The 23,922-nt window shown below is 67.2% G+C and carries 26 protein-coding genes and 1 tRNA gene; 21 read left to right on the top strand and 6 right to left on the bottom strand.

Going from position 1 to position 23,922, the window contains the following annotated elements; translation table 11 throughout:
* The first annotated feature begins 26 nt into the window (after positions 1-26).
* From ACWIGM_RS00525 to ACWIGM_RS00510, 4 genes are all read left to right on the top strand, one after another.
* A complete protein-coding gene (locus ACWIGM_RS00525) occupies positions 27-1,655 on the top strand; it encodes an alkaline phosphatase D family protein (RefSeq protein WP_454023973.1) in 1,629 nt (542 codons plus the stop codon).
* A gap of 170 nt (positions 1,656-1,825) precedes the next feature.
* Positions 1,826-2,407: a YqaA family protein gene (locus ACWIGM_RS00520; protein WP_454023972.1), complete on the top strand. Its 582-nt coding sequence runs from the start codon at positions 1,826-1,828 to the stop codon at positions 2,405-2,407.
* 203 nt (positions 2,408-2,610) lie between these two features.
* Complete coding sequence (locus ACWIGM_RS00515; RefSeq protein WP_454023971.1) at positions 2,611-3,555, top strand: hypothetical protein; 945 nt, start codon at positions 2,611-2,613, stop codon at positions 3,553-3,555.
* Positions 3,542-4,219, top strand: a complete 678-nt coding sequence (locus tag ACWIGM_RS00510) for an SH3 domain-containing protein (protein WP_454023970.1) — start codon at positions 3,542-3,544, stop codon at positions 4,217-4,219. The genes ACWIGM_RS00515 and ACWIGM_RS00510 overlap by 14 nt, the downstream gene beginning before the upstream one ends.
* Positions 4,220-4,223: 4 nt before the next feature.
* Here the strand turns inward: ACWIGM_RS00510 and ACWIGM_RS00505 are convergent, their stop codons facing one another.
* The gene (locus ACWIGM_RS00505; protein WP_454023969.1) at positions 4,224-4,832 is read right to left on the bottom strand and encodes a DUF938 domain-containing protein; all 609 of its coding nucleotides are present in this window, start codon (positions 4,830-4,832) and stop codon (positions 4,224-4,226) included.
* Between the two features lie 108 nt (positions 4,833-4,940).
* Here ACWIGM_RS00505 and ACWIGM_RS00500 point away from each other — a divergent pair, with 108 nt between their 5' ends.
* The 4 genes from ACWIGM_RS00500 (at position 4,941) to ACWIGM_RS00485 (ending at position 9,275) form a co-directional block, all read left to right on the top strand.
* Positions 4,941-6,200 (top strand): hemolysin family protein, encoded by a 1,260-nt coding sequence (locus ACWIGM_RS00500; protein WP_454025425.1) that lies wholly within the window; start codon positions 4,941-4,943, stop codon positions 6,198-6,200.
* A 120-nt stretch (positions 6,201-6,320) separates the two neighbouring features.
* Positions 6,321-7,139, top strand: coding sequence for a chromate resistance protein ChrB domain-containing protein (locus ACWIGM_RS00495; protein ID WP_454023968.1), 819 nt, complete (start codon positions 6,321-6,323; stop codon positions 7,137-7,139).
* A gap of 9 nt (positions 7,140-7,148) precedes the next feature.
* Positions 7,149-8,546 (top strand): chromate efflux transporter, encoded by a 1,398-nt coding sequence (gene chrA / locus ACWIGM_RS00490; protein WP_454023967.1) that lies wholly within the window; start codon positions 7,149-7,151, stop codon positions 8,544-8,546.
* Between the two features lie 96 nt (positions 8,547-8,642).
* Positions 8,643-9,275, top strand: coding sequence for a pyridoxamine 5'-phosphate oxidase family protein (locus ACWIGM_RS00485; protein WP_454023966.1), 633 nt, complete (start codon positions 8,643-8,645; stop codon positions 9,273-9,275).
* Positions 9,276-9,278: 3 nt separating this feature from the next.
* On the opposite strand, the gene ACWIGM_RS00480 is transcribed toward ACWIGM_RS00485, so the two are convergent.
* The 4 genes from ACWIGM_RS00480 to ACWIGM_RS00465 all read right to left on the bottom strand — a co-directional run bounded on the left by ACWIGM_RS00480 (position 9,279) and on the right by ACWIGM_RS00465 (position 12,378).
* On the bottom strand, positions 9,279-9,590 hold the full coding sequence (locus ACWIGM_RS00480; protein WP_454023965.1) for a hypothetical protein: 312 nt from the start codon (positions 9,588-9,590) through the stop codon (positions 9,279-9,281).
* 207 nt (positions 9,591-9,797) lie between these two features.
* A complete protein-coding gene (locus ACWIGM_RS00475; RefSeq protein ID WP_454023964.1) occupies positions 9,798-10,994 on the bottom strand; it encodes an FAD-dependent monooxygenase in 1,197 nt (398 codons plus the stop codon).
* Positions 10,995-11,030: 36 nt separating this feature from the next.
* Positions 11,031-11,285: a zinc-finger domain-containing protein gene (locus ACWIGM_RS00470; RefSeq protein ID WP_057191132.1), complete on the bottom strand. Its 255-nt coding sequence runs from the start codon at positions 11,283-11,285 to the stop codon at positions 11,031-11,033.
* A gap of 121 nt (positions 11,286-11,406) precedes the next feature.
* A complete protein-coding gene (locus ACWIGM_RS00465; RefSeq protein ID WP_454023963.1) occupies positions 11,407-12,378 on the bottom strand; it encodes an acetyltransferase domain-containing protein in 972 nt (323 codons plus the stop codon).
* Between the two features lie 133 nt (positions 12,379-12,511).
* Here ACWIGM_RS00465 and ACWIGM_RS00460 point away from each other — a divergent pair, with 133 nt between their 5' ends.
* Together ACWIGM_RS00460 and cysE are read left to right on the top strand one after the other, a co-directional pair.
* Positions 12,512-13,279 carry an alpha/beta fold hydrolase gene (locus ACWIGM_RS00460; RefSeq protein ID WP_454023962.1) on the top strand — a complete coding sequence of 256 codons (768 nt, stop codon included), beginning with the start codon at positions 12,512-12,514 and terminating at the stop codon, positions 13,277-13,279.
* Positions 13,280-13,453: 174 nt separating this feature from the next.
* Positions 13,454-14,302, top strand: a complete 849-nt coding sequence (gene cysE / locus ACWIGM_RS00455) for a serine O-acetyltransferase (RefSeq protein WP_454023961.1) — start codon at positions 13,454-13,456, stop codon at positions 14,300-14,302.
* A 176-nt stretch (positions 14,303-14,478) separates the two neighbouring features.
* Here cysE and ACWIGM_RS00450 read toward each other — a convergent pair whose 3' ends face one another.
* Positions 14,479-14,790 carry an Rdx family protein gene (locus ACWIGM_RS00450; RefSeq protein ID WP_137884265.1) on the bottom strand — a complete coding sequence of 104 codons (312 nt, stop codon included), beginning with the start codon at positions 14,788-14,790 and terminating at the stop codon, positions 14,479-14,481.
* A 145-nt stretch (positions 14,791-14,935) separates the two neighbouring features.
* Between ACWIGM_RS00450 and ACWIGM_RS00445 the strand changes: the two genes are divergently transcribed.
* The 11 genes from ACWIGM_RS00445 to nusG all read left to right on the top strand — a co-directional run bounded on the left by ACWIGM_RS00445 (position 14,936) and on the right by nusG (position 23,873).
* Positions 14,936-15,841 (top strand): DUF1444 domain-containing protein, encoded by a 906-nt coding sequence (locus ACWIGM_RS00445; protein ID WP_454023960.1) that lies wholly within the window; start codon positions 14,936-14,938, stop codon positions 15,839-15,841.
* A 233-nt stretch (positions 15,842-16,074) separates the two neighbouring features.
* Entirely contained in the window at positions 16,075-16,701 is a 627-nt protein-coding gene (locus tag ACWIGM_RS00440; protein WP_454023959.1) for a hypothetical protein, read from the top strand.
* A gap of 46 nt (positions 16,702-16,747) precedes the next feature.
* Positions 16,748-17,737: an alpha/beta fold hydrolase gene (locus ACWIGM_RS00435; protein WP_454023958.1), complete on the top strand. Its 990-nt coding sequence runs from the start codon at positions 16,748-16,750 to the stop codon at positions 17,735-17,737.
* A 119-nt stretch (positions 17,738-17,856) separates the two neighbouring features.
* Positions 17,857-19,047: an elongation factor Tu gene (tuf, locus tag ACWIGM_RS00430; protein ID WP_454023941.1), complete on the top strand. Its 1,191-nt coding sequence runs from the start codon at positions 17,857-17,859 to the stop codon at positions 19,045-19,047.
* 142 nt (positions 19,048-19,189) lie between these two features.
* On the top strand, positions 19,190-20,026 hold the full coding sequence (locus ACWIGM_RS00425; RefSeq protein WP_454023957.1) for an isocitrate lyase/PEP mutase family protein: 837 nt from the start codon (positions 19,190-19,192) through the stop codon (positions 20,024-20,026).
* A complete protein-coding gene (locus tag ACWIGM_RS00420) occupies positions 20,019-20,696 on the top strand; it encodes a GntR family transcriptional regulator (protein WP_454023956.1) in 678 nt (225 codons plus the stop codon). The genes ACWIGM_RS00425 and ACWIGM_RS00420 overlap by 8 nt, the downstream gene beginning before the upstream one ends.
* A gap of 119 nt (positions 20,697-20,815) precedes the next feature.
* A complete protein-coding gene (locus ACWIGM_RS00415) occupies positions 20,816-21,952 on the top strand; it encodes an ABC transporter substrate-binding protein (protein WP_454023955.1) in 1,137 nt (378 codons plus the stop codon).
* A 193-nt stretch (positions 21,953-22,145) separates the two neighbouring features.
* Positions 22,146-22,221 (top strand) — tRNA-Trp (locus ACWIGM_RS00410).
* A gap of 19 nt (positions 22,222-22,240) precedes the next feature.
* Entirely contained in the window at positions 22,241-22,972 is a 732-nt protein-coding gene (locus ACWIGM_RS00405; protein ID WP_454023954.1) for a class I SAM-dependent methyltransferase, read from the top strand.
* 156 nt (positions 22,973-23,128) lie between these two features.
* Positions 23,129-23,323: a preprotein translocase subunit SecE gene (secE, locus tag ACWIGM_RS00400; protein WP_454023953.1), complete on the top strand. Its 195-nt coding sequence runs from the start codon at positions 23,129-23,131 to the stop codon at positions 23,321-23,323.
* A gap of 16 nt (positions 23,324-23,339) precedes the next feature.
* Positions 23,340-23,873 carry a transcription termination/antitermination protein NusG gene (gene nusG, locus ACWIGM_RS00395; RefSeq protein ID WP_454023952.1) on the top strand — a complete coding sequence of 178 codons (534 nt, stop codon included), beginning with the start codon at positions 23,340-23,342 and terminating at the stop codon, positions 23,871-23,873.
* The last annotated feature ends 49 nt before the right edge of the window (positions 23,874-23,922 follow it).

Here is a 23,922-nt window from a genome sequence, read left to right as displayed (position 1 = left end):
CAGGCAGATGAGCCTGGAGCCCGGTCATGTTCCGCCGCAACGCCTTCGGTCAGTTCAGCGTCGATGATTTCCTGACCGAGGCCGGCACGCCGTCGCGGCGGCGATTCCTGACCGGGCTGGCGGCCTCCGGCCTGCTGCTGACCGGCGGCGGGGTCGTCGACCAGCGCGTCTGGGCCAATCCGGTCTTCGCCGCCTATCCGTTCGGCCTCGGCATCGCCTCGGGCGACCCGTCCGCCGATGGCTTCGTGATCTGGACCAAGCTGGCGCCGCTGCCGCTTGCCCGTAATGGCGGCATGCCGATGAAGGCGGTCGAGGTCGCCTACGAGATCGCCACCGAGGCCAATATGCGTGGCAACGTGCAGCGCGGCACGGCGCTGGCCCGGCCTGAACTCGGGCATGCGGTCCATGTCGAGATCGCCGGGCTGGAGCCGAACCGCGACTATTTCTACCGCTTCAGCTGCGGCGGCGAGCGGACCATGATCGGCCGGGCCCGTACGCTGCCGGCCGCGGGGGCAAGCGCCCAGCGTGTCAGTTTCGGCGTGCTAGGCTGCCAGCGCTACGAGGACGGCTTCTTCAGCGCCTTCCGCCATGTCGCCGAGGAGCGCTTCGACTTCGTCTTCCACTATGGCGACTACATCTACGAGTACCGGATGGTGCGGCCGAACGAGCGGCCGCTGCCGGTGGCGCGGGTCATGCCCAGTGAGCCCGACGAGATCTACTCGCTTGCCGACTACCGCCAGCGCTACGCCATCTACAAGATGGATCCCGACCTCCAACTTGCCCATGCCTCGGCGCCCTGGATCGTCTCCTTCGACGACCACGAGGTCGACAACAACTTCGCCGGCATGGTCTCGGAGGAGGGGATCCCGCCAGAGATCTTCGCGCTGCGCCGGGCGGCCGGTTTCCAGGCCTGGTACGAGCACATGCCACTGCGCCGGACCTCGCTGCCGAACGGGCCGTGGGTCCAGGCCTATCGCCGCTTCCACTTGGGTGACCTCGCCCAGATCGACGTGCTCGACACGCGTCAGTTCCGCAGCGACCAGCCCTGCGGCGACGGTTCGCACGCGGCCTGCGCCGATGCGCTGAAGCCGGAGAACACCATGCTCGGCGAGAAGCAGGAGGCCTGGCTCGGCGATGGCCTGCGCGCTTCGAAGGCGACCTGGAACGTATTGGCGCAGCAGGTGATGATGATGCGCCACGACCGTGATCCGGCCCCGGAAAAGGTCGGCTACAGCATGGACAAATGGGATGGAGCGGTTGCCGCCCGCAAGCGGTTGTTCGACACGCTGGAGAGCGCCCGTATCGGCAATTCCGTGGTGCTGACCGGCGACATCCATCAGAACTGGGCCGGCGAGCTCAAAGCCGATTTCGACGATCCAAAGTCGAAGACGCTGGGCGTCGAATTCGTCGCGACCTCGATTACCTCGGGCGGCGATGGCGCCGACATGACGAAGGCCGGAGAGGTGATCCTGAAGAAGAACCCGCATATCGGCTTCTTCAACAACCAGCGCGGCTACATGCGCCACAGCCTGTCGAAGGAACGCTGGCAGGCGGAGTACCGCGTTCTCGACAAGATCACGGTGCCGGGCGCGGCCGTCTCGACCCGGGCGAGCTTCGTCGTCGAGGCCGGGCAGCCCGGCATGAAGCGCGCGTGAGGGCGCCATTGCGTGGTGGCGATCGGGATGCCTCCTGGCCGCCACGAACCTGTCGTCATATTGACTCTAGCCCAAGAGATTAGTGGTCTGATCGCGCCAATTGGATTAATGCATAGGACGCAGGGCAGCCCTGCAACCGGCGCGAGAACCCAGGAACGGTTTCCCTCTTCATGCTCAAGCGTGCTTACGACTGGTGCGTTTCCTACGCGTCCCACCCAGCTGCGCCCTGGCTGCTCTTCGCCATCACCTTCGTCGAGAGTTCGGTGAGCCCGCTGCCGCCGATCCCGCTCCTGATCCCGATGTGCATCGCACGGCCCGACCGCGCCTGGTTCTATGCCGGCGTCTGCTCGCTCGGCGCGGTGACCGGCGGCTATCTCGGCTATGCAATCGGCGCGCTGCTCTATGAATCGCTCGGCGCCTGGCTGATCGGCATCTACGGCCTGCAGGAGAAGGCGGCCCACCTGATCCACACCTCGCAGGACTACTGGTTCTGGGTGCTGCTGACCAAGGGGCTGACCCCGATCCCGTTCAAGATCGTCACGATCATGTCCGGCTTCCTGCATTTCGACATCTGGAAGTTCACGGTCGGCATGGTGATCTCGCGCGTCACCTTCTTCGCGATGATCGCGGTGGCGCTGCGCTATTACGGCGACGACATCCGCATCTTCATCGAGAAGCACCTGCCGATGACGGCATTGGCGCTGGCCGTGATCATCGTCGGCGGCTTCTTCGTGCTGCCGATGGTGCTCTGAGTTTTTGGTCTATCGCATTTTCTTAACGCGAACCGGTGTCCATTTCGCTCGAAAATGCTCTAGCGAAAAGGCTTCAGACCTCCGCAAGTTGCTGACGGACCGGTTGCTCGCCGCCTGACCTTCGGGCGACGTTGCCTTATGGTCTCTCCGACAGGACGCGTGGAGGGTTCGATGCACCCATTCCAACGATTGGACGGCGAGGCATGAGCGCCCGTCGCCCCGACCTCGCCGAGCTGGATTTCGGCCATTTCGCCCGGCAGTTCGACCGCTGCCTGCGCCAGGATCGCGTCATCGCCTTCTCGCAATGGCGCGACAACGTCGCGGCCATCCCGCCCGGCCTGCAGGACTTCTTCTGGCGCGTCGTCGAGGTCAATCTCAGCCCGGCCGCCGAGGCGCGGCTGCGCGGCTTGCGCGAATGGCGCAGCTTCTATGGCGAGATCCTCGACTCCCGCTTTCGCCGCCCCTCCGCCGACCGGCCGCAGTTCCGCACGCCGAAGCAGGCCTTCGATTCCTACTCGGCGATCTTCTGGCGCTTCGGCTCGACCGAAGCCCGCTTCGACCTGCGCTTCGGCCGCCTCGTCCTGCTGGCGCTGCGCAAGGAGAGCAGCACGATCGCCCACCGCGGCAAGGGCTCCTATGACGACCTCGTCGTGGTCATGCGTCGGACCGGGCGCTTCCGCGAGCTCACGAGCTTCCCGATCTGCACCGAGCCGGGCGCCCAGTATTCGCAGCGCGCCGGCAGCGGCGACAAACGCTACAAGGGCGTCGCGTTCAAGAAGGCCGACGGCGTCGACATCAACAAGGATGGCATCAAGGATGCCGGCCGCCTGACCGAGGGCACCTACCAGTATTTCGAGAAGAAGGGCGGCTTCCTCGGTGACCGCGCCTTCCAGGTGAAGACCACGCAGGTCGCCGAGCGCGACACCGACGGCGATGGCCGCTTCACCCAGGAGGACAAGAGCCGGATCGACCCGAAAGGGGCGGGGACCAGCATGTACATCCACCGTGGCGGGGCGGACAATGTGCTCGAACCCAATACCTGGTCGGCCGGCTGCCAGACCGTGCCGAAGAACCGCTACCCGACCTTCCTCAAGGCGGTCGGAACCCCCAATGCCTTCTACTATGTGCTGGTCAATGCCGCCTCGTGACGCCCTGGCCGCCGGCCTGATGGCGGCGCTGCTGCTCGCCGCTCCGGCCGCGCGGGCGCAGCAGGAGAGCGTGGCGCCGGCGCCGGCCGGGCAGGTCGCCTGTTCCTTCGGCGCCTTCGTCAGCGAGACCGATCCGGAGGGGCTCAATGTCCGCGCCGGCCCCGGCACCACCCACAAGGTGGTGGGCACGCTGCCGCCGGTGAAGCTCAGCGGCGACGAGCCGCCGGTGCGCGCCATGGTCGAGGTCGAGGTCTCGGCCGGTGCCAATGGCTGGTTCAGGATCGCCAAGGCGCGCGACAACGAGATGCTGACCGATGCGCCGCCGCGGCCGATGTTCAAGGGCTCGGGCTGGGTGAGCGGACGCAAGCTGACGGTGAAGTCGCAGGCCGCCACCGGCCGGCAACGCCCGGATGCCAAAGCGCCGACGGTCCTTTCCGCTCAAGACGGCATGAGCTTCGACGGCGACGCCTTCGTCCAGAATGGCCGCCTCATCGGCTGCAGCGGCAAATGGGTGCTGGTCGACTATGGCCTGCCGGCGGGCAGTGAGGCGCTGTCCGGGCTTACCGTCGCTCCGGCCGCAAAGGCAGGAGCCGAAGCCGGTCGCTTCCGCGCCTGGGTCGACCGCATCTGCGCGACGCAGGAGACCAGCTGCGACGGCGGCTGAGCGCTTAGACCTTCCGGAACACCACGCTGAGATTGTTCGCCGGCATCGCCGTCACAGCTGGCTCGCCGAAGCCGGCGGCTCTTGCAAGCTCGGCCACGGCCTCGAGTTCGCGCAGGCCCCATTTCGGATTGCGCCGGCGCAGGCTGTCGTCGAAGACAGCGTTGCTTGCCGCCAGCGGCACGTCGTTCTGGCGATAGGGGCCGTAGAGATAGAGCGGCCCGCCCGCCGGCAGGAGCTGCGCCGCTTGCCGGATCAGCCCCTCGGTCGCCGCCCAGGGCGAGATATGGACCATGTTGATGCACAGGATCGCATCGACCTCAGCGACGGGCCAGCGCGGCGCGGTCGCGTCGAGGCGGATGGCGAGGCGCAGATTGGGCAAGGCGCTCTGGCCGGCCCAGGCGTCGATGCTGGCGAGCGCGGCTGGGTCGGGATCGCTGGGCTGAAAGACCAGGTTCGGGAACGCCCCGGCGAATTGAATGGCATGCTCGCCCGAGCCGCTGGCAACTTCGAGGACCAGGCCCCGCGCCGGCAGAACCTGACGCAGTACGGCGAGGATCGGCTCGCGGTTGCGCTGCGTTGCCGGAGCAAACTGCCGGGGATCGTCCTGGGTCATCGTCTTCTCCCATCGCGTTCGGCCGTCAATGCGTTATAAGCGGCAAAGAAGCAGGCCGATAGCGAGCGCGGTCCTGCAGCCCCCGAGCCGGTTTTGTTAACGGAGATCCTGGTCGTCGTCGTCCTCACCGTCATCAACGGTGTGCTTGCCATGTCGGAACTCGCGGTCGTCTCATCCCGCCCGGCACGGCTCAAAGTCCTCAGCGATCAAGGCAGCAAAGGGGCCGCGAAGGCGATCCGGCTCGCCGAGAATCCAGGGCGCTTCCTCTCGACAGTCCAGATCGGCATCACGCTGGTCGGTGTGCTCTCCGGTGCCTTTTCCGGCGCGACGCTCGGCGCGCGCCTGTCGGAATGGCTCGGCACCCATGGCTTCTCGAATGCCGTCGCCGACGCGCTCGGCGTCGGCAGCGTCGTCGTTCTCATCACCTATCTCTCGCTGATCATCGGCGAGCTCGTGCCGAAGCAGATCGCCTTGCGCGATGCCGAGCGTGTCGCGGCGCGCGTCGCGCCGGCGATGGTGGTGCTGGCCAAGGTCGCCTCGCCGCTGGTCTGGCTGCTGGACGCGTCGGGCAAGCTGGTGCTGGCGCTGCTCGGCCAGAAGGGCGAATCGGAGGAGACGGTCACCGAGGAGGAGGTCCGTACCATCATCGCCGAGGCCGAGAATGCCGGCGTGCTGGAGCGCGACGAGCGCGAGATGATCTCGGGCGTGATGCGTCTTGCCGACCGCTCGGCGCGGGCGCTGATGACGCCGCGCCGCGAGGTCGAGGTGATCGACCTTTCCGATACGCTCGACGAGATCCGCGCGCAGGTCCGGTCGACCCGCCGCAACCGCCTGCCGGTGCAGGACGGCGAGGCCGATTCGATCATCGGCATCATCGAGATGAAGGACCTTTTCGAGGCGCTCGCCGACGACAAGGTCGAATTGCGCAGTCTGGTCCGCGAAGCGCCGGTCGTGCTCGACACCACCGGTGCGCTCGAGGTGCTGCGGGCGCTCCGCGCCACCCATGTCCATATGGCGCTGGTCTTCGACGAATACGGTCATTTCGAGGGCATCATCACCTCCAGCGACGTGCTGGAAGCGATCACCGGCGTCTTCCAGGACGAGGACGAGGAGGAGCCGGCGATCGTCACCCGCGCCGACGGCTCCTTCCTGGTCGCCGGCTGGATGCAGGTCGACGAGTTCTCGCACGAGCTCGGCATCCATGTGCCGCGCGATGCCGACTACCAGACCGTCGCCGGCTTCGTCCTGGCCGAGATGAACCGGCTGCCCAATGTCGGCGAGAGCTTCGAGAAGGGCCATTGGCGCTTCGAGGTGGTCGATCTCGACGGCAGGCGGATCGACAAGCTCTTGGTCAGCCGGATCGATTGACGGTCGTTGACCGTCGCTGCCCCTGCGTGATCTAATCTGCGCAGGGGCCCATCGCGACCGCCCCGTGAGGCGTCAGCCCAAGGATCGCGTCCACACTCCTTAGCTCAAGGATGGACGCTCATGTCTTCCAACATCCAGATCACGCCTGCGCAATTGTCCCGGCTCGTCGGCCTGCCCGATGCGCCAACTCTCGTCGACGTCCGCATCGACGATGATGTCGCCGCCGATCCGCGCCTGCTGCCGGCGAGCGAGCGCCGCAGCCATCGCGATGTCGCCGGCTGGGCCGCCGCCTATGCCGGCCGCAAGGTCGTCGTCATCTGCCAGCGCGGCCAGAAGCTCAGCGAGGGTGTCGCCGCCTGGCTGCGGCATGAAGGCGTCGAGGCGGAGAACCTCGCCGGCGGTTTCGAGGCCTGGCGCGAGGCAAGCGGGCTGCTGGTCGAGACCGGCAAGCTGCCGAAGCGCGATGCTGCCGGGCGCACGCTCTGGGTGACGCGGGCGCGGCCCAAGGTCGACCGCATCGCCTGTCCCTGGCTGATCCGCCGCTTCGTCGACCCAAATGCGGTCTTCCTGTTCGTCTCGGCCTCGGAGGTGGCGGCGGTTGCCGATCGCTTCGATGCGACGCCGTTCGACATCGACGACGTGTTCTGGAGCCATCGCGGCGAGCGCTGCAGCTTCGACACGATGATCGAGGAGTTCGGGCTGGCCTCGCCGGCGCTCGACCAACTCGCCACGATCGTCAGGGCGGCCGACACCGCGCGGCTCGACCTCGTGCCGCAGGCGGCCGGCTTCCTTGCTGCCTCGCTCGGCCTGTCACGGATGTATCGCGACGATCTGGCACAGCTCGAGGCCAGCATGCTGCTCTACGACGCCTTCTATCGCTGGTGCCGGGACGCGACCGAGGAAACCCATAACTGGCCGTCCGTGCCGGTGAAGAGCTGAGGACGGGCGATGACGACTGCAATCAACGACGGGGCGGCGCTGGCCGCCCCCGCCACGCCGACGCTCGCGCAGGCGACGCGGGTCTGGCTCAAGATCGGCCTGCTCTCCTTCGGCGGGCCGGCCGGGCAGATCGCGCTGATGCACAAGGAGCTGGTCGACGAGCGCCGCTGGATCGGGGAGCGCCGATTCCTGCACGCGCTCAACTACTGCATGCTGCTGCCGGGGCCTGAGGCGCAGCAGCTCGCAACCTATATCGGCTGGCTGATGCACCGGACGGTAGGCGGCTTGATCGCCGGCCTGCTCTTCATTCTGCCGGGCGCGCTGGTGATGTGGGGCCTCTCTTTGCTCTACGTGCTCTATCGTCAGGTCCCGCTGGTCGATGCGATCTTCTTCGGCGTCAAGGCGGCGGTGCTCGCCATCGTCGTCGAGGCCGGCCTCAGAATCAGCCGGCGGGCGCTGAAGAACCGGGCGATGGTCGCGATTGCGATCGCCGCCTTCCTCGCGCTCTTCCTGTTCAAGGCGCCGTTCCCGCTGGTGATCCTCTGCGCCGGGATCATCGGCTGGCTCGGTCATCGCCGGGCGCCCGCCCTGTTCGGCGGCGGCGGCCATGCCGGCAAGGAGGGCGCGCCGGAGTTCAAGGGCGTGGTCGACCTGATGTTCGAGCGCGGCGAGCTCACCCATGCCGAGCCTTCGGCGGGGAGGGCACTCAAGGTCCTCGCGGTCTGGCTGCCGCTCTGGCTCGGGCCGGTCGCGCTGCTCTGGGCGCTGCTCGGAAGCGGCAACGTCTTCACCCAGATCGGCGCCTTCTTCAGCGCCATGGCGGTCGTCACCTTTGGTGGCGCCTATGCCGTGCTGGCCTATGTCGCGCAGGCGGCGGTCGAGACCTATGGCTGGCTCGTCGCCGGCGAGATGGTCGACGGGCTCGGCCTTGCCGAGACGACGCCGGGACCGCTGATCCTGGTGCTGCAGTTCACCGGCTTCCTCGCCGCCTGGCGCGGGCATGGCGGGCTCGATCCGCTCGTCGCCGGCAGCCTCGGCGGTTTGCTGACGGTCTGGGTCACCTTCGCGCCCTGCTTCCTCTGGATCTTCCTCGGCGCGCCCTACATCGAAGCCTTACGCGGCAACAAGGCGCTCTCGGCGGCGCTGACCGCGATCACCGCCGCGGTCGTCGGCGTCATCGCCAATCTTGCGCTCTGGTTCGGCCTGCATGTCCTGTTCAGGACGGTCGAGTCGTTCGTCCTCGGCCCTCTTTCGCCGGACTTGCCGGTGCTGGCCTCGCTCGACTGGCGGGCCGCGGTGCTCGCTGTGGCGGCGATGATCGCGCTGCTACGCTTCAAGCTCGGCATGGTTCCAGTGCTCGCCGCCTGCGCAGCGGCGGGCGCCGTGCTGGTGCGGTTTGCGGCATGACGGAGATTGTTGCGTGGAGCGGAATTCTGAACTGCCGACTGCAGTGATTGCGAGTTGACCGTGAAATGGTCATCTCGACGGGCGGAGGCCCCAGAGATGACCCACCGTTTCCTCGAGATCGCGACGACACCGGCCGTGAAGGCGGCACAGGAGGCGCAGGGCAGCCGGCGCTCCTATGCCAGGCAGGAAGAGGGTGAGCTGCATAATGACCGGCTCGGCGAGGCTGAGGCCGGCTTCATCGCGGCCCGCGATTCCTTCTACCTGGCGAGCGTGTCGGAGACCGGCTGGCCCTATCTGCAGCATCGCGGCGGGCCGGCCGGCTTCCTGCGCGTGCTCGACGAGACGACGCTCGGCTTCGCCGATCTGCGCGGCAACCGGCAATATCTCAGCCTCGGCAATCTCAGCGCCGATGACCGGCTCTGCCTGTTCCTGATGGATTATGGCCACCGGGCGCGATTGAAGATCTTCGGCCGGGCGCAGTTCCATGACCTCGCGGCTGAGCCCGAGCTGGCACAGCGCCTGATCGTGCCGGGCTATCGCGCCCTGCCTGAGCGCGGCATGACCATCAAGGTCGAGGCTTTCGACTGGAACTGCCCGCAGCACATCACGCCGCGCTTCAGCGAGGCCGAGCTGGCGCCGGCGCTCGCACCGGTACGGCAGCGGCTGGAAGAGCTGGAAGCGGAGAATGCCCGGTTGCGGGCCGAACTCGCGGCCCGCGCCAACCCCTAGGGGTTAGCGACGCTCGCCAGGCTCGATCACCCGGTATTCGGCGTCGACGATCTCGTCGCGGGCGGTTTCGGGCTGCTGGCGGCCGAACGGGTTCTGCGGATCGATGCCGGCGGCGCGCATGCGGCGGCGCATCTGCCAGGCGGCGAAGGCGCCGCCGGCGATGACCAGCGGCACGAGGATCAGCGCCAGGCTGGCCGCGACCAGGAAAATCAGCACGCCGACGACAAAGGCACCGGCCATGACCAGCCAGCTCGCCCAGCGCGGCAAGCGGACCAGGCGAGCGCTGGCGGCATTGTTGAGGTCGATACGGATCATTGGCTCGTTTCGTTTCGGGTCACCCGCGGACAATCTAGGAAGCGAATGCGGCGTTGACGAGATCAGGCCAGCCCAGCCGATGACGATTTCGTCAGAGAGTGCGCCGCTGCCGTCATTGCGAGCGCAGCGAAGCAATCCAGTCTCGCAGAGCTCTGCCGCTTCTGGATTGCTTCGTCGCTTCGCTCCTCGCAATGACGAAAAAACGCCTCAGCCCGGCGCGCGCCAGTCATGGATCCAGGCATGGCGCCGGCGCATGCCGTCGGGGCCCATGCGGCGCATGGCGAAGTCGCGCGCGAAGCTCCAGGGGCGGCCGAGATGATAGGCCTCGCCGGTCTTGCGGCTGGCCTGCTGGACGCGCGCCGCGCGCTCGCCGCGCGCCTTGGCATAGGCCGCCAGTGCGGCGGGGACTGAGGCCGCGCCTTCGCTCGCTAATCGCGTCGCGAGCTCATGCGCCAGCACGGCGGCGTCCTCGATTGCGAGCGCGGCGCCCTGGGCGAGGAAAGGCAGGATCGGATGGGCGGCATCTCCGAGCAAGGCGATGCGGCCCTTCGCCATCCGGGCGGGCGCACGGTCGTAGAGCGACCAGATCCGCCAGTTCGGGGCGCGCTCGATCAGTTCGCGCAGGCCGGGGCCGGCATTGCCGGCGATCTCGGTCAGTTGAGAGGCCTCGCCCTCGCGCGACCAGCCTGCCTGCGCCTCGCGCGCGGCGCGGATCAGGACGAGGTTGATCTCCTTGCCGCCGGAGACGGGGTAGTGCACCGCGTGGCGGGCTGAGCCGAGATGCAGCGCCACGGCCGGGCGGCGCAGTGCCTCCGGCAAACCTTCCGCGGGGATCAGCGAGCGCCAGGCCTCCCAGCCGGTGAAGCCGGGTTCGCCGGCATCGCCGATGAGGGCGCGGGCGCGCGACCAGAGGCCGTCGGCGCCGATCAGGGCCATGGCCTCGACCGTCTCGGTTCCACCGCTTTCGCTGCCCAACGTGACGGAGATGCCATGTTCGGTTTCGTGCGCATCGACGAGGCCGCGGCCGATGATCCAGCGGATGTTCGGCAAGGTCCTGGCCGAATCGAGCAACAACTGGTGCAGGTCGGCCCGCTTCAGCGAGCGCGACGGCGTCGCGCCCTCGGCCGGCGGGGCGAAGGGCATGGCGAGCAAGGGCTTGCCGCCGCCCCAATGTCCGATCGCCAGCGCTTCGGGCCGAACCGCGGCGCGGCGCAGGGCCAGGCCGAGATCGAGCGATTCGAGCACGCGCCCCGCATTGGGCGAGACCTGGATGCCGGCGCCGGCCTCGTCGAAGCGGGTGCGCTTCTCGGCGATGGCGACGGGAACGCCGCGGCGGGCGAGGGCGATCGCGGCGGTCAAGCCGCCGATGCCGGCGCCCGCGACGAGGATCGGGAGACTAGCCATCTGGTCAGCCCCGCCGCGCCCCCGGCGGGATGTGCCTCACGCCGCCTTGGCGGCGGTGTCGTGATATTCGCACTCGGCCGGCTTGCAGTGGCCATGGCCGACCGACGGCTCGTATTTGAACAGCGTCGAGCAATAGGGGCAGACGATCTCGTCGTCCGAACCCATGTCGAGGAAGACATGCGGGTGGTCGAAGGGCGGCTTGGCGCCGATGCACATGAACTCGCGCGCGCCGACATGGATCACGGCGACGCCGGGATCATTGTGGAAATGCGGGGTGCCGTGATCGGCCATGGTTCTCGTCCTTGCGAATTCGGCGGCACCATAATCGTTCGTCTCGGGCTGCGCCAGCGCGCGCGAGACAGATCGATCCCGATGCTGCCGTGACCTGTCGCCGCTGCCTACAGCGAGCCGGTCAGGGTTGGCGGGCGCAGCTCTGGCCGATCTCGCGAGCGCGCTCGATTTCCGCCGGGCTCAAGGCGTCGGCGGTCACCTTCACCCAGAGATTGGCCTGCTTGAGCCCGTCCATCGAGCAGGAGCAGACGCGCTCGCAGAGCTCCCTGGGCGAGCCGTTCCCGGTGCAGGAACGCTGGCAGGCGGTCAGGAACGGCACGGCTTCGGCGTCCGGCAGCTTCGCGGCCATATGCCCGGTCGCCTGCATGAACAGGAACAGTGCGCCGATGAAGAGCGGCTGGTGGACGAGATAGACGAAGAGGCTGTTGCGGCCGCCGAAGACGACGAGCCTGGCCGGGGCTGAACTCGCCTGCCAGCTTGCCCAGAAGCTGCCCTGCGCTTTCGGCAGAGCGATCCGCGCCAGCGCCATGCCGGCGAGCACGCAGCCGAACCAGGGGAAGACCGGGACGAAATCGGCGGTGAGCGGCCAGGGGCCGAAGCCGAGGAAGGCGAGCCAGTCCTGCGTGAAGACGTCGTGACCCAGGATGAAGGGCAGGGCGAACACGACGACCGCGGTGAGCGCGATCACGGCCGTTGGCAGGAACAGGAAGGGCAGGGCCAGCACGCTCGCCAGCGCGATATGGTGCAGGATGCCGAAGAAGATGAAGACATCCGGCAGCGCGAACCAGGTGGCGGAGGTGACGAGGACCGCGGCACAGGCGATCAGGGCGACCCGGCGCAGATAGTTGCCGCGGTCGAAGCCCTTTTGCGTCGCCAGCACCAGGCTGAAGCCGACGATCGCCAGGAAGGAGCCGGCGATAATCCGCGCGAAGGCGCGCCAGGCCGGGTCGCTGACGACATCGACCCGGATCAGCCGGAAATAGGAGAGATCATAGGCGAAGTGGTAGACGAACATCGCGAGCAGCGCGATGCCGCGGGCCAGATCGACCAGTTCGATACGGCCGCCGGCCGGAGATTGGGCTTGCTCGCTCATGGTCTCGTCATAAGCGGCGCGATGCGGCTGGGGAAGGGGTGGGGCGTGCCTGCCAACCGCCAGGGATGCTACCCAAAGCCGCGCCGCCGTGGCAGACCAGCCCTCAGATCAGAGCAGCTTGGCGGCAGGGCCGATGCAGACATTCGATTCCGACGGCGTGTCCATCGCCTATCTCGACCTCGCCCCGACCGGCGAAGGTAGCGGCGACCCGATCGTGCTGATCCACGGCTTCGCCTCGAGCCATGTGGTGAACTGGGTCAACACCCAGTGGACCAAGACGCTGACCCATGCCGGCCGGCGTGTCGTGCTCTACGATAATCGCGGCCACGGTCGCAGCCATAAGCTCTACGACCCCGAGGCCTATCACTCGAACATCATGGCCGAGGATGCGCGCCGACTGTTGGATCACCTTTCCATCGAGCGCGCCGACATCATGGGCTATTCGATGGGTGCGCGGATCTCCTCGCATCTGACGCTCGCCCACCCCGAGCGCGTGCGGTCGCTGCTGCTCGGCGGGCTCGGCATCCATCTGGTCGAAGGCGTCGGGCTGCCGCTCGGCATCGCCGACGCGATGGAGGCGCCTTCGCTCGCCGACCTGACCGACCCGATGCAGCGCATGTTCCGTGCCTTCGCCGAGAACACTGGCAGCGATCTGCGGGCCCTCGCGGCCTGCATACGCGGCACGCGCCAGACGCTGAGCAAGGAGGAGGTCGGCAAGATCGCCGTGCCGACTTTGGTCAGCGTCGGCACCAAGGACGACGTCTCCGGCTCCGGCCCGGAGCTGGCGGCACTTATTCCGAACGCGCAAAGCTTTGCCATCGAAGGACGCGATCACAATCTCGCGGTGGGCGATCGCACGCACAAGCAGGCAGTGGTCGAGTTCTTGGCGCGCCGGCCGTAGAATAATAATCTCCTCAGGTAGAATATTATTCTACGACAACAGCTTGCGACACTTGCCTCGCAAATCGATTCTTGTTCTTCGCGGCTTGATTCAGCTAGAAGGCGGCACCACGTGCTCTGGCGCGCCCCCGATCGCGCCAGTTTGATCTACGAGCGAACCGCAGCGGAGAACGCCATGCCATCCGGGCGCCCGAACATCGAGATCCGCGATCCCGCCACCGGCCTCGACCGGCTCGATCCCGTCTGGTCGCGCCTGCGCAACGAGGCCGAGCAGGCGATCGCGAGCGAACCGGCGATGGCGAGCTTCATCCTGGCGACGATCGCGAACCAGCCGAGCTTCGAGGCGGCGGTCGGCCATCGCATCGCGGCGCGCCTCGGCCATGGCGCCGTGCCGGCCGAACTGATCGCGCAGGCCTTCGACGAGGCGATCGAGGCCGATCCCGAGATCGGGCAGGGCATCCGCGCCGACGTCCTCGCCGTGCTCGACCGCGATCCCGCCTGCTACCGGCTGATCGAGCCGGTGCTCTATTTCAAGGGCTTCCACGCGCTGCAGACGCACCGGCTGGCGAACTGGCTGTGGCGGCAGGACCGGCGCGACTTCGCGCTCTACCTGCAGAGCCGTTCATCCGAGGTGTTCCAGACCGACATCAATCCGGCTGCGAAGATCGGCAAGGGTATCTTCCTCGACCATGCCACCGGCCTCGTCGTCGGCGAGACCACGGTGATCGAGGACAATGTCTCGATGCTGCAGGACGTGACCCTGGGCGGCACAGGCAAGCAGGGCGGCGACCGCCACCCCAAGATCCGCAAGGGCGTGCTGATCGGCGCCGGCGCCAAGATCCTCGGGAATATCGAGGTCGGGCAATGTGCTCGTGTTGCGGCCGGTTCGGTCGTGCTCGCGGCGGTGCCGCGCAATACCACGGTCGCCGGCGTGCCGGCCAAGGTGGTGGGCGAGGCCGGCTGCGCCGAGCCGTCGCGCTCGATGGACCAGATCCTTGCCGGCGATTGCGGCGGCGGGATTTGAGGCCATCCCGAAACTCTACTCCAGCGGCCGTCTGACGGCGCTTTCTGCGCTTCCGGTGCTCACGGACCAGTGTCCGCTGCGCTCCGGTTCTCGAAAACACCGCCAGCCGACTCACTGGAGCGATTTTCGAGGAGGCCTCGGGGGCGGCTTCGGGACGCCGCCGAGTGCAGGGCTGCTCAGCCCTCGACGAGCTTCTTCTTGTGGTCGTCGAGATGGCCGAGATCGCGCTCGGGATCGAGCCGGTCGCGCACGCGCTGCTTGAGCTGCTTTACATCGGGGAAGCCGCCATCGACGGTGCGATCCCAAATCAGCTCGCCATCGTAGTGGATCTGGAAGATGCCGCCGGTGCGCGGGATCAGCACGACCTCGCCGAGGTCCTGGCCGAAGGTCTGCAACAGCTCCTGCGCCATCCAGGCGGAGCGGAGCAGCCAGTTGCACATGCTGCAATAGGTGATGGCGATGCGCGGGCCGGGCTTGGGTTCGGTCATGGGATGATCCTGAACGAGTAGGAGTGCTCTCTTAAGCCGCGGTCGGCCCCGTGCGCCAGCCTCTTCCGGGGCGAGTGTCGTAACGTCATTGCTCTCGCTCAGGTTGTGTGCAAGCATCGCTTGTGGCGTGTGGGTTGGGGGCGTCATGGGCAGAGCGTTGCGTGCGTTCCTGCTGGCGTTGCTGTGCCTGGCGGGGCTGATTGTTCCCCTGCAGGCGCTGGACCGGGCGCGGCTGAACGAGGCGCGTCCGATCAGCGAGGCCGAATTGGCGGAGCTGCTGCAGACGGCCAGCCGGGGGCGGACCGGTGTCAGCGGTGCCCGTGTCGATGCCGGCGACTTCGTCGTCATCGCCGGCGGTACCGAGATGCGCTTTGGGCTGGCGAGCCTGTCGACCCAGCTCAATGCGGAGCCCGACGCCAACCGCCGGCAGCGGGCCTTCGACAGCCTGTTGCAGAAGCTGGACCGTCTCGCTGCCGGCGGCGATCCGAACAAGCCGAGTCCGGCGGAGATCGCGCGTTTCCGCGACGCGTTGCTGCCTGTGCTCAAGAACCGCTCCTATGTCGACGAGTTTGCCGCGCTCGCCCGCAAGCAGGGCGTGCCCGACGGCAAGCTGCTGCATCTGCCACTCGCCGGGGATGTCATCGTCGTGCCGGCACAGGATCTGCCGCGCATCACCCGCTTCGTCTCGGTCGGGGAAGGGCGGCGCTATGGCATGAGCGACGCCCAGGTGTTCGAGGCGGCGCTCGCCAATCTCGAGCGGCGCGCCGAGCGGTTCGAGATCCACGATCACGGGCTCTTTCGGGCCTTCGACTTCAAGTCGCCCGACTACAATGTCTCGCTGCTTCTGCTGCCGAATCCCTGGAAGGACATTCCCCGTCTGCCGAAGACGGTGGTGATTGCCATGCCGGGGCGCAGCGTGCTCGCCTTCGGCGATGGCGACGACCCGCAAGCCGTGGCGGCCTTGCGAGAGATCGCCGCGATGAAGGATGATTATCCGGTCAGCCGGATGCTGTTTCGTCTCGGACCCGGTGGGCTGCATCCGCTTCGCTAAAGGGTAGCCGAGCGCTCGGGCGGTCAGTTTTTCCTGGTTCGCTGATCACGGCTTCTTCTGGTTCGCTGATCACGGCCGCTACCTGCTGTGGGCCGTTTGCGCGGTCTGGTTGTACGAGCGGGCCGTGTATGTCATGGCCAGCTTGCCGGTTCTCCGGCAAAGCCCCTGACCGCAATGCCCAGCCGAGCCTGCCGATGATCACACGACGTGCGCTTTTTGTCGGGGGCGGGGCGGTGTTGCTCGCCGGTTGCACGCCGACCCGGCAGCAACACGGCCTGTCCCTGGACCTTGTCCAGGGCTTCAAATTCGCCGGGATCGAGGGACGGGTCGATCCGGAGGTCAAAGGCGTGTGGCTGACGATGAAGGACGACTTCCTCAAGTCGAAGGGGGTCGTCACTCCGCAGCCCGACACCGAGAACCCGGGCGCGCCGCCCAAGGAGGTCGTCATGCCTCCGGATGCCGAGTTCAAGGCGTTCCTGTCACGTGAATTCGATCAGCGCGTCAGGCATGTCTTTGCGGAGCCGCTGACCCAGGAGCTGAAGGGCACGCGTCCGGTCAAGGTCATCGCCACGCTTATCGCGGTGTATATCCCGCCCTATTGGGCAAGGTTCTTCAAGCAGCTCGCCGTCGGCGCGGAAGGCGATCGGAACAGCATCGGCGTCAGCTTCGAGATCGTCGACACGAAGTCCGGGCAGAGCCTGCTGCGCTCGGCCCCGATCGGGCAACTCGGCGTCGGCGGATCGTACTGGATCGATCTGGGCGGCCCGCGCGGCATGTTCCATCAGGATCCGATGGTGCGCATGCTGACGCTGCTGCAGCCGCAGTTCAGCGACTGGCTGCTCAAGCGAACGGGGACCTGAATCGCGGCTGTGCCCGCGATGCCGGACGCCCCTCGGATCGGGACCTATGCGACGCTTCATCAGACTGACACTGCGAACCGTCGTGACCGTCCTCGTGGTTGCGGTGCTCGTTCTTGCCGGCTTCCGGATCGGCGCGGCCTGGCGCGAGGCCAATTCCAGCGTCACGCCGCCGGCCGATGGCCGCCTCGTGGCGATCTCGGATGGCCATATCTTCGTGCAGCAACGCGGGCCTCAGGGCGGCCGCCCGGTCATGCTGGTGCCCGGCACCGCCGCCTGGAGCGGCTTCTGGCTCGATGCCGCCGAGAAGCTCGGGCAGGCCGGCTACAGGGCGATCGCGGTCGATCTGCCGCCGTTCGGCTATTCGTTGCGCGATCCGAAGGGCAACTATTCGCGCGCCGAGCAGGCACGCCGCCTCTCCGAGCTGATCGCGGCGATGGAGCTGCGCGACGTCGTGCTCGTCGGTCATTCCTTCGGTGCCGGGCCGGTGGTCGAGACGGCGATGCGTTACCCGCAGCAGCTCAGGGGCCTGGCTATCGTCTCGGGTGCGCTCGGCCTGCCCGAGGATGGCGCTCCCGCTCAAGCGGCCAATCCGGTGCTGGAGGCCCTGCTGCGGCAACCGGTCGTGACCGAGGCGCTCTCGGCCGGGATCGTCACCAACCCGCTGCTGACGCATCGGCTGCTCGCCATGATGCTGCACCGCCAGGAGGCGGCGAGCGAGGCGATCGTCAACGTCCTGTCGCAGCCTTATCGCCGCGCCGGAACGACGCCGGCCTATGGCGCCTGGCTGCCGGAGCTGCTGCTGCCGGACCGCGCCTCGTTTAGCGTCGAGGCGGCGCGCTATCGCGCGCTCAACCTGCCGACCGCGGTCATCTGGGGCGAGAAGGACGGCGTTACGCCGCTGGCGCAGGGCGAGCGCCTGCACCGACTCCTGCCGAACGCCTCCTTCGACGTCATCGCCGATGTCGGCCACATCCCGCATATCGAGGAGCCCCAGGGCTTTCTGGCAGTCCTGTTGCGGCGTTTGCGCGAGCACTGACGCGTCCGGGCAGGGCACGGCCGGACCGGCGCAGCGCCAAACCTTGCATCGCGCCCCAAAACCGCCTAATGCGACCGCGTTTTCCGGCCCTGCGCGGGCGCTGTCAGGAACAAGGTGTCATGGCCAAAGAGAAGTTTGCTCGGACGAAGCCGCACTGCAACATTGGTACGATTGGTCACGTCGACCATGGCAAGACGTCCTTGACGGCTGCGATCACGAAGGTGCTGGCGGAGTCTGGCGGCGCGTCGTTCACGGCGTATGACCAGATCGACAAGGCGCCTGAGGAGAAGGCGCGCGGCATCACGATCTCGACGGCGCACGTCGAGTACGAGACCCCGGCCCGCCACTACGCGCACGTCGACTGCCCCGGGCACGCCGACTATGTGAAGAACATGATCACGGGCGCGGCGCAGATGGACGGCGCGATCCTGGTGGTGTCGGCTGCCGACGGCCCGATGCCGCAGACCCGCGAGCACATCCTGCTGGCGCGCCAGGTCGGCGTTCCGGCGCTGGTGGTGTTCATGAACAAGGTCGATCTCGTCGACGACGCCGAGCTGCTCGAGCTGGTCGAGATGGAGATCCGCGAGCTTCTGTCGAAGTACGACTTCCCGGGCGACGACATCCCGATCACCAAGGGCTCGGCCAAGGCGGCGCTGGACGGCGTCACCCCGGAGATCGGGCATGATGCGGTGATCGCGCTGATGAAGACGGTCGACGACTACATCCCGCAGCCCGAGCGCCCGATCGACCAGCCCTTCCTGATGCCGGTCGAGGACGTGTTCTCGATCTCGGGTCGTGGCACGGTGGTGACCGGCCGCGTCGAGCGCGGCATCGTCAAGGTCGGCGAGGAAATCGAGATCGTCGGCCTGAAGGACACGGTGAAGACGACCGTCACGGGCGTCGAGATGTTCCGCAAGCTGCTCGACCAGGGCCAGGCCGGCGACAACATCGGCGCGCTGCTGCGCGGCACGAAGCGCGAGGACGTCGAGCGCGGCCAGGTGCTGTGCAAGCCGGGCTCGGTGAAGCCGCACACCAAGTTCAAGGCCGAGGCCTACATCCTGACCAAGGAGGAGGGCGGCCGCCACACCCCGTTCTTCACCAACTACCGCCCGCAGTTCTACTTCCGCACGACGGACGTGACCGGCGTGGTGCACCTGCCCGAGGGCACGGAGATGGTGATGCCGGGCGACAACATCGCCATGGAAGTGCACCTGATCGTGCCGATCGCGATGGAAGAGAAGCTGCGCTTCGCCATCCGCGAAGGCGGACGCACCGTCGGCGCAGGCGTCGTCGCAACCATCATCGAGTAAGCTTCGGTTCAGTCCGAAACTGGGAAAGGGCGGCGGCAACGCCGCCCTTTTTCGTTTCCGTTGGCGATCGCGGCGGCGGCACTGGCTTCACGATGAGGATCGTGCCAGCTTCCTGTATCTTGCATACGGACTGGAGATCGCGATGAGTCCTCGCCATTCGCTCGCCGACAGGCTGCGCCAGCCCGGCCTCGTCGTCGCGCCCGGCTGCCATGACGCCATCGGCGCCAGGGCGATCGAGCAGGCCGGGTTCGAGGCGGTCTACATGACCGGCAACGGCCTCTCCGCCAGCCTGATCGGCGCCCCCGATATCGGCCTCCTGACCATGACCGAGATGGTGGCGCGCGGCCGGGCCCTCGCTGCCGCGATCACGGTGCCGCTGATCGCCGATGCCGATACCGGCTATGGTAATCTCAACAATGTCGCCCGCACCGTCGCCGAGTATGAGGCCGCCGGCGTCGCCGCGACCCATCTCGAAGACCAGGTCACGCCCAAGCGCTGCGGCGCGATGAAGGGGCTGGCGCTGGTCACGCGCGAGGAGCAGGCCGAGAAGATCCGGATCGCGGTGGCGACCCGGCGTGATCCCGATTTCCTGATCATCGGCCGCTCCGATGCAAGGCTGCCGCTCGGCCTCGACGAGGCGATCGCGCGCGGCAAGGCCTATGCGGAGGCCGGCGCCGATCTCGTCCTGCTCGAAATGCTGCAGTCGGAGGAGGAGATGAAGCGGGCGCTGGGCGAGATCGAGGCGCCGCTGATGTTCAACTATGTCGAGGGCAGGGTGCCGCCATTGACGGCCGCGGATTTCGGGCGGCTCGGCTTCAAGGTGCTGAGCTATCCGGTGTCGTCGACCCTGGCCTACGCCCATATGATGGCGGCCTTCGCCCGCGAGCTGAAGCGCACGGGCACGACGCGCGGGCTGGAAGCCGCCATGCTCGACCTGCCGAGCTACGAGGCTTTCCTGGGTCGTGACACCTATGCCTGATCTCAAGGTCGAGCAGCCGAAATCGCTGGTGGCAATCGTCGAGGAGCGCCTGCGCGACGCGATCGTCGATGCCGAGATGCGCCTTGGCGAGACCTTGTCGGAAGAAGCGTTGAGCGAGGCCCTGGGGGTGAGCCGCACGCCGGTGCGCGAGGCGCTGGCGCGGCTGCAATTGCAGGGGCTGGTGACGATCGTGCCGAAGAAGGGCACCTTCGTCTTCGCGCCGACCGAGGAGGATGTCGCCGAGCTCTGCGTCTTCCGCTACATGCTGGAGACGCAGGCCCTGCGCGAATGCATGAGCAAGGCGCGGGCGGCGGCGCTGGCCGCGATGAACGCTGCGCTCGCGGCCATGGAGGCGGCGCAGGCGAACGGCACCCGCCGCGACTACGCCCGGGCCGACACCGTCTTCCACGAAGTCTTCTTCCAGCATTGCGGCAACCGCTATCTCGGAAATGCCTATCGCGGCGTTTCCGGCCGTGTCGCGGCGCTGCGCACGCATCTCTCGGTGCCGCTGGAAGGCGAGCAGGAACGCTCCATGGCCGAGCACCACCTGATGGTCGAGGCCTTTGCCGCCGGGCGTCTGGCCGATCTCGATTCCATCCTGCATCAGCACATCATGCGGGCCTGGGACGCCTATGCCGATGTGCTGCGCAGCGGGGAGGCGGCGGGCTGAGCGGGTAGACCGGTCAGCAGAGCAATGGCGGCCGTCAAATCATCTTGCATACAGTGTCCTAGAGTCTATGCTTTCAAGCGAGAGCCTGTAATGGCCGTCGAAGTTCGGGAGGAGGCGTCATGAACATCGCTTTGAAAGCCACTGCGCTGGCGCTCGCGCTGGCAACCACGCCAGCCCTGGCGCAAGACAAGGTGAAGCTCGTCACCATCGCCGAACTGTCCGGGCCGGGCGCAACCGCCGGCACCAACTGGAAGAGCGGCATCGAGCTCGCGGTCGAGGAGATCAACGCCAAGGGCGGCATCCTCGGGCGAAAGATCGATCTCGTCGCCTATGACACGCAGACCAACCCGGCCAATGCCCGTGCCGCAGTCCAGCGCGCGATCGACGAGGGCACCCATGCGGTGCTCGGGCCGGTCTATACCGGCTCGATCATGGCTTCGATGCAGATCGCCCAGCGCGCCGAGATCGCCCAGCTCGCCGCCGGCGACGGCACGGCCTACACTGCCCAGGGCAACCCCTTCATCTTCCGGACCTCGCTCAGCCAGTCGGCGGCGATGCCGAAGATCGCCGCCTATCTGAAGGATCAGGTCAAGGCGAAGTCGGTCGCGGTGGTCTGGGTCAACAACGACTTCGGCAAGGGCGGGCACGAGGCCATCCTGAAGGAGCTGAAGAGCCGCGGCATCGCGGTGCCGGTCGATCTCTCGACCGAGCAGGGCCAGGCCGATTTCGCCGGCGAGGCGATCAAGGTGAAGAATGCCGAAGTCGATGCCGTCTTCGTCTATCTCAACGAGGAGGAGAGCGCCCGGCTCTTGGTGGCGATGCGCGACCAGAATGTCGGCAAGCCGGTGATCGGCGAGACAACGATCCTGAGCCAGAAGGTGATCGAGCTCGCCGGCAAGGCGGCCGAGGGCGTGCGCGGCCATGTCGGCCAGACCGTCGATGCGCCGATCCCAGCCCTGCAGGATTTCGGCAAGCGCTTCGAGGCGCGCTTCAAGTTCGTGCCCGACCATAACGGCATCAAGGGCTTCATGGCCGTCCATGCGGTGAAATGGGCGACCGAGAAGCTCGGCAAGTTCGAGCCGACCAAGATCGCGGCGACCCTGCATGGCGCCACGATCAAGCCCGAGGACGCGCCCGGCATCCTGATGGAGACGACCTTCGATGCGAAGGGCGATGTCCAGCGCGAGAGCTTCCTGGCCGAGGTCGTCGACGGCAAGCAGAAGATCATCGGCCGGCTGCCCAAGATCAGCGACTGACTGGTCGACGCGGAGTTCGAAGGGGGCGGCGGTGACGCCGCCCTTTTCGTTGCGCACAGGCTTGCGCGCCCCAATCTCCAGATATGCCAAGGCCTTATCGCTGCCGGCTGACGGATCGAGTCAACTTCCGACATCGCGATGACGATTTCGACTTGAAAAGCCGGCAGGGTTCAGGCTAAGCAACCGGCGCTACAGGGGTGTAGCTCAGTTGGTAGAGTACCGGTCTCCAAAACCGGGTGTCGCAGGTTCGAGCCCTGCCGCCCCTGCCAGCCGTCCGTCAGATCCGAGATGACCCAGAACATCTACGACGACGCCGGCTTCTTCCAGAATTACAGCCAGTTGCCGCGCTCGCAGCGCGGGCTCGACGGCGCGCCGGAATGGCCGGCGCTGCGCGCGCTGCTGCCGCCGCTCGCCGGCGCCGCCGTGCTCGATCTCGGCTGCGGATTCGGCTGGTTCTGCCGCTTCGCGGCGGGTGAGGGCGCGGCAGAGGTCATCGGTGTCGACGTCTCCGAGCGCATGCTGGCGCGGGCGCGGGCGGAGACCGCTGCGCCGAGCGTCCGCTACGAACAGGCCGATCTCGAAGGCTACGAGCCGCCGACCGGGCGCTTCGACCTCATCTATTCCTCGCTGGCCTTCCACTATCTCGTCGATCTTCCGGCCGTGTTCGGCCGTGTCGCGCAGGCACTGAAGCCGGTCGGGCGCTTCGTCTTCTCGGTCGAGCATCCGATCATGACGGCGCCGCGCCACCAGATTTGGGGCGAGGATGCTTCGGGCCTGCCGGTCTGGCCGGTCGGCGCCTATCTCGACGAGGGCAGGCGCATCACCGACTGGCTCGCCGATGGCGTGGTCAAGCAGCACCGCACGCTGGCGGGCTATCTCAACCTCCTCATCGGGCTCGGGCTCAGGCTGCGCCATATCGAGGAATGGGGGCCGACGCCCGAGCAGATCGCCGCCGAGCCCGACTGGGCCAGGGAACGCGAGCGGCCGGCCTTCCTGCTGGTCGCCGCCGAGCGGGCCTGACCCGAGCGGTTTTAAAACCGCTTGGCGAGCGGGCCTTCGCGTTGTAAGAAGCCCTTAACGACGGCGCGCGGCTCCCTGAGCCCCGCGCCGCGAATCTTTCAGGACCACCGAATCGCCGTTCCAAAGCGACGATCCGGAACCGAGGTGACGAGCCCGATGGCGAAGACGAATCCCTTCCAGTTCCTGCAGGAGGTGCGCAACGAGGCCTCCAAGGTGACCTGGCCCTCGCGCCGCGAGACGCTGATCACCACCGGCCTGGTTTTGCTGATGGTGCTGGTCTCCAGCCTGTTCTTCCTCTTCACCGATACGGTCATCCGCTGGGGCCTCGCCCTCATCCTCGGCGCACGTTGAACGAAGGCATAAGACCGTGAGCACCCGCTGGTATATCGTCCACGCCTATTCCAACTTCGAGAACAAGGTCGCCCAGTCGATCAAGGATCAGGCGGCGCAGCGCCACCTCTCCGACAAGTTCGACGAGGTTTTGGTCCCGACCGAGAAGGTCGTCGAGGTCCGTCGCGGCCGCAAGGTCGACACCGAGCGCAAGTTCTTCCCGGGCTATGTCCTGGTGAAGTGCGAGATGACCGACGAGGTCTACCACCTCATCAAGAACACGCCCAAGGTCACCGGCTTCCTCGGCGCCGACAAGGCCAAGCCGATGCCGATCCCCGAGCATGAGGCGATGCGGATCAAGGGCCAGGTCGCCGAAGGCATCGAGCGGCCGAAGCCGACCGTCGTGTTCGAGGTCGGCGAGCAGGTGAAGGTCGCCGACGGCCCGTTCGCCTCGTTCAACGGCGTCGTCGAGGATGTCGACCACGCCCGCGCCCGCCTCAAGGTCGCGGTCTCGATCTTCGGCCGCGCCACCCCGGTTGAGCTTGAATACAGCCAGGTCGAGAAGCTCTGAGGCTCAGGGCTGGTCGAGAGCTTGCTGGAGGGTGCCGGAGACGGCACCC

The organism is Allobosea sp. NPDC055332 (genome assembly GCF_053645455.1).
This window is presented reverse-complemented; position numbering and strand designations above follow the sequence as displayed.

Excerpts from the sequence above, each read along its gene's own strand:
- ACWIGM_RS00510 (WP_454023970.1), top strand. The coding sequence starts at position 3,542 with ATGCCGCCTCGTGACGCCCTGGCCGCCGGCCTGATGGCGGCGCTGCTG.
- ACWIGM_RS00460 (WP_454023962.1), top strand. The coding sequence starts at position 12,512 with ATGCAGACATTCGATTCCGACGGCGTGTCCATCGCCTATCTCGACCTC.
- ACWIGM_RS00515 (WP_454023971.1), top strand. The coding sequence starts at position 2,611 with ATGAGCGCCCGTCGCCCCGACCTCGCCGAGCTGGATTTCGGCCATTTC.
- ACWIGM_RS00525 (WP_454023973.1), top strand. The coding sequence starts at position 27 with ATGTTCCGCCGCAACGCCTTCGGTCAGTTCAGCGTCGATGATTTCCTG.
- tuf (WP_454023941.1), top strand. The coding sequence starts at position 17,857 with ATGGCCAAAGAGAAGTTTGCTCGGACGAAGCCGCACTGCAACATTGGT.
- ACWIGM_RS00485 (WP_454023966.1), top strand. The coding sequence starts at position 8,643 with ATGACCCACCGTTTCCTCGAGATCGCGACGACACCGGCCGTGAAGGCG.
- chrA (WP_454023967.1), top strand. The coding sequence starts at position 7,149 with ATGACGACTGCAATCAACGACGGGGCGGCGCTGGCCGCCCCCGCCACG.
- cysE (WP_454023961.1), top strand. The coding sequence starts at position 13,454 with ATGCCATCCGGGCGCCCGAACATCGAGATCCGCGATCCCGCCACCGGC.
- ACWIGM_RS00445 (WP_454023960.1), top strand. The coding sequence starts at position 14,936 with ATGGGCAGAGCGTTGCGTGCGTTCCTGCTGGCGTTGCTGTGCCTGGCG.
- ACWIGM_RS00495 (WP_454023968.1), top strand. The coding sequence starts at position 6,321 with ATGTCTTCCAACATCCAGATCACGCCTGCGCAATTGTCCCGGCTCGTC.
- ACWIGM_RS00475 (WP_454023964.1), bottom strand. The coding sequence starts at position 10,994 with ATGGCTAGTCTCCCGATCCTCGTCGCGGGCGCCGGCATCGGCGGCTTG.
- ACWIGM_RS00470 (WP_057191132.1), bottom strand. The coding sequence starts at position 11,285 with ATGGCCGATCACGGCACCCCGCATTTCCACAATGATCCCGGCGTCGCC.
- ACWIGM_RS00505 (WP_454023969.1), bottom strand. The coding sequence starts at position 4,832 with ATGACCCAGGACGATCCCCGGCAGTTTGCTCCGGCAACGCAGCGCAAC.
- ACWIGM_RS00415 (WP_454023955.1), top strand. The coding sequence starts at position 20,816 with ATGAACATCGCTTTGAAAGCCACTGCGCTGGCGCTCGCGCTGGCAACC.
- ACWIGM_RS00520 (WP_454023972.1), top strand. The coding sequence starts at position 1,826 with ATGCTCAAGCGTGCTTACGACTGGTGCGTTTCCTACGCGTCCCACCCA.
- ACWIGM_RS00450 (WP_137884265.1), bottom strand. The coding sequence starts at position 14,790 with ATGACCGAACCCAAGCCCGGCCCGCGCATCGCCATCACCTATTGCAGC.
- secE (WP_454023953.1), top strand. The coding sequence starts at position 23,129 with ATGGCGAAGACGAATCCCTTCCAGTTCCTGCAGGAGGTGCGCAACGAG.
- ACWIGM_RS00480 (WP_454023965.1), bottom strand. The coding sequence starts at position 9,590 with ATGATCCGTATCGACCTCAACAATGCCGCCAGCGCTCGCCTGGTCCGC.
- ACWIGM_RS00420 (WP_454023956.1), top strand. The coding sequence starts at position 20,019 with ATGCCTGATCTCAAGGTCGAGCAGCCGAAATCGCTGGTGGCAATCGTC.
- ACWIGM_RS00435 (WP_454023958.1), top strand. The coding sequence starts at position 16,748 with ATGCGACGCTTCATCAGACTGACACTGCGAACCGTCGTGACCGTCCTC.
- ACWIGM_RS00405 (WP_454023954.1), top strand. The coding sequence starts at position 22,241 with ATGACCCAGAACATCTACGACGACGCCGGCTTCTTCCAGAATTACAGC.
- ACWIGM_RS00465 (WP_454023963.1), bottom strand. The coding sequence starts at position 12,378 with ATGAGCGAGCAAGCCCAATCTCCGGCCGGCGGCCGTATCGAACTGGTC.
- ACWIGM_RS00425 (WP_454023957.1), top strand. The coding sequence starts at position 19,190 with ATGAGTCCTCGCCATTCGCTCGCCGACAGGCTGCGCCAGCCCGGCCTC.